Genomic DNA, 1513 nt, shown 5'->3' with positions numbered 1-1513 from the left:
GTACGCCGAGGCCGAACTCGACCAGATCGGCGACATGGACGGCATCCCCGACGACGAGCCGCATATCTCCGCCTTCCAGGGCGCGCTCGAAGGCGAAGTGTCGATCGTTACCTTCGACGTGCCGATCTGACTCCAACCCCCGGTCCAGCTTTCGAATCGACTGCCGAGACGAATCGGCGATCGAGGCATTCCCAGCCGACAAAATACGCACTGCCGCTCGAGGAAGGCTGAGTTTGGCTGCTTGGCTTCGGCTTGCCCGGGGCAAGTGTTCTGATAAGAAACCATCACCATCATCAAACAGACGGAGCGGCCGTGTCCCAGCCCATCAAGATAGGCATCGTCGGCGTCGGCAAGATCGTCCGCGACCAGCACCTACCGGCCCTGGCGAAAGACCAGGACTATCGCCTCATCGCGGCCGCCAGCCGTCACGGCAAGGTGGATGACATCACGAATTTTCCTGACATCGAAGCCATGCTCGACGCTGTGCCCGAGCTCGAGGCCGTGTCGCTCTGCATGCCGCCGCAGTTCCGCTACGATGCGGCGCGGACGGCACTGATGGCCAAGAAGCATGTCTTCCTGGAGAAGCCGCCTGGCGCCACTGTCAGCGAGGTCGAGGACCTCAAGACATTGGCCGCACAGAACGGGGTTTCGCTGTTCGCCAGCTGGCACTCGCGCTATGCGCCGGCCGTAGAGGCCGCGCGTGCATTCCTCGACAAAGCCAAGATCAGGTCGGCCGCCATCAACTGGAAGGAAGACGTGCGCCGCTGGCACCCGAACCAGGAATGGATCTGGGCTCCCGGCGGTTTCGGCGTCTTCGATCCCGGCATCAACGCGCTGTCGATTGCCACCCATATCCTGCCGGCGATGTTCATCACCTCGGCGGTGCTGGATTTTCCCGAAAACCGCGCCTCCCCGGTTGCCGCGCGCGTCGCCTTCCGCACCTCGAACGGGTTGCCGGTGACGATGGACCTCGACTGGCTGCAGACAGGCCCGCAAAGCTGGGACATCCTGGCCGACACCGACAAGGGCGCGATGGTGCTGTCGGGCGGCGGCTCGAAGCTCGCCATCGACGGCAAGGTGGTTCATGACGAGCCGGAGGCCGAGTACCCGATGCTCTACAAGCGCTTCGCCGAGATCGTCCGCGCCGGCACCTCCGATGTCGATCTGGCGCCGCTGCAGCATGTCGCTGACGCCTTCATGCTCGGCAAGCGCAACGTGGTCGAGGCGTTCTTCGATTGACAATGGGCTGTGAAGAGCGACCTCGCTCCGATCCCCACTTTCCGGATCATTTGCGAAGGGCGCGCCGCCCCTCATTGTCCTGCCGGACATTTCTCCCCGTATAGTGACGGGGAGAAAGGGGCAATGGCGACGCCGGCGTTCGCCCTGCAAGGTCGCCGATTGGCGAAATCGTCAGCGACGGCGTCCTTCTCCCCGTCACTATACGGGGAGAAGATGCCGGCAGGCAGATGAGGGGCGGCGCCAGCCTGCAAAACAAGGCACCAGACGATGCTCC

General features: G+C 63.6%; 1 protein-coding gene and 1 pseudogene. Both read left to right on the top strand.

What is annotated here, in order from left to right:
* Positions 1–130, top strand: a pseudogene (locus tag EN964_RS38950) (transcriptional regulator); the annotation flags it as partial.
* A 182-nt stretch (positions 131–312) separates the two neighbouring features.
* Positions 313–1239, top strand: a complete 927-nt coding sequence (locus EN964_RS34255; protein WP_127271910.1) for a Gfo/Idh/MocA family protein — start codon at positions 313–315, stop codon at positions 1237–1239.
* Positions 1240–1513 lie beyond the last annotated feature (274 nt).

The organism is Mesorhizobium sp. M7A.F.Ca.CA.001.10.2.1 (assembly GCF_003998575.1).
Lineage (GTDB): Bacteria > Pseudomonadota > Alphaproteobacteria > Rhizobiales > Rhizobiaceae > Mesorhizobium.
Note: the sequence above shows the minus strand (reverse complement) of the source record. Positions and strands in the feature narration are given on the sequence as shown.